The 1,254-nt window shown below is 56.2% G+C and carries 1 protein-coding gene; it reads left to right on the plus strand.

All coding sequences use genetic code 11. From position 1 onward, the window contains the following. Window positions 1-286: 286 nt before the first annotated feature. On the plus strand, window positions 287-1,192 hold the full coding sequence (locus EV663_RS15520; protein WP_132953443.1) for an alginate O-acetyltransferase AlgX-related protein: 906 nt from the start codon (window positions 287-289) through the stop codon (window positions 1,190-1,192). Window positions 1,193-1,254 lie beyond the last annotated feature (62 nt).

Here is a 1,254-nt window from a genome sequence, read left to right on the forward strand (position 1 = left end):
CTGCCGGTCCCGCCAATGATCGCCCCAACACCCGCCGCATTGCCAAGCCAGCGCGAAACCTCAGACGCCGAAAACGGGTTGAGCGCCATCAAACGAGCCATCAGCGGAAACAGAAAACCGGAAAGGCCGAGGGCGGCATGGTTCTTTCCGCCTGGCGTTGCCTGACCATAGCTTGGCGTGGTGCTGCGCGCAAACTCCTAGCAACTCTGCGATTGCCATTGGCTGATCGGATTTTATTGTAGAGGACCCTAATGTTGTGCGATGTGCCGTGATTATGGTGGGGAACATGAGCGAAGAGGCAAAACAAGTTCACCGCGGAAAAGACGGGTTTCTTTTCCTGTCCGGCGGAAGGCACGGTGTTTTTGAACTGTTCTCTGGTGCGTCTAGCCCGGCGCCTGGCACGGCCATGGTGTTTTGCTGTAATCTGAACGCTCGATCCGATTATTGCGAACTGACTGACCGCGAGTTTCGCATGGTCGTTTTCCCTGATAAATGCGTGGCACTGCGTGACAAGGTGGGCCTCGCAACACCGCTTGGATCTCTATATGCGAGGTGTTTCGCCGATCAGGTGGCTGCATCTGGGGCAGCCTGGCAGGTGCGGTATCCCTTGGGCCCCCTCGACGGTCACGAAGATGCCTTTACACGGACTGATACACATTACAGTGCGTTGGGTAACCTGGCCATGGTTAAGGCAATCCTCACCGGTCTGGTGCCGGATGCGATGCTCGCCGAAGGTGGCGCCAGAATCGAGGCGTGTATCGTGGAGCGTCCCGGTATTTGTGGTGATCTGGGAACAAAGTTGAGCCCGGCACCGCAAGAAACGGCCACGGTGTTGCGGGGTAGCCCAGTTGTGTTGCATATGCGTGGCAATGGCATCAAAGGCGGTAACGACGGGATCTGCATTCTGGTCGATTCACCCGAAGCACTGGGTAAAAAAACGCTTCTGATCTTTGGAGATTCCTTCTTTCGGGCGTTGTTGCCGATGCTTGCGGTCTTTTATCGGCGGGTGATCTTTTGTCGTACCCGTTATTTTCATACCGAAATGGTCGAGGCGTTTGCTCCTGACGATATTTTTTGTGGTGTGGCAGAGCGTTACCTTTCGCGCTGCAACCCTGATGCTGATCGACCTCATTTCCTGAGCTATCCTTTGCTACTGGGGCTGACCTGCCCCCCGGTCGTCCCTCGTTCATAACGAGAGTCCTTGGGGTTGATAGTGTTCGGTTTCGGGTTGGACAAGCGCGCCGGGCGCGGAGC

Origin of the sequence: Rhodovulum bhavnagarense (assembly GCF_004343505.1) — a bacterium.
Classification (GTDB): Bacteria; Pseudomonadota; Alphaproteobacteria; order Rhodobacterales; family Rhodobacteraceae; genus Rhodovulum; species Rhodovulum bhavnagarense.

What these genes read in the sequence shown, in the direction of transcription:
- EV663_RS15520 (WP_132953443.1), top strand. Translation starts at nt 287, where the DNA reads ATGAGCGAAGAGGCAAAACAAGTTCACCGCGGAAAAGACGGGTTTCTT.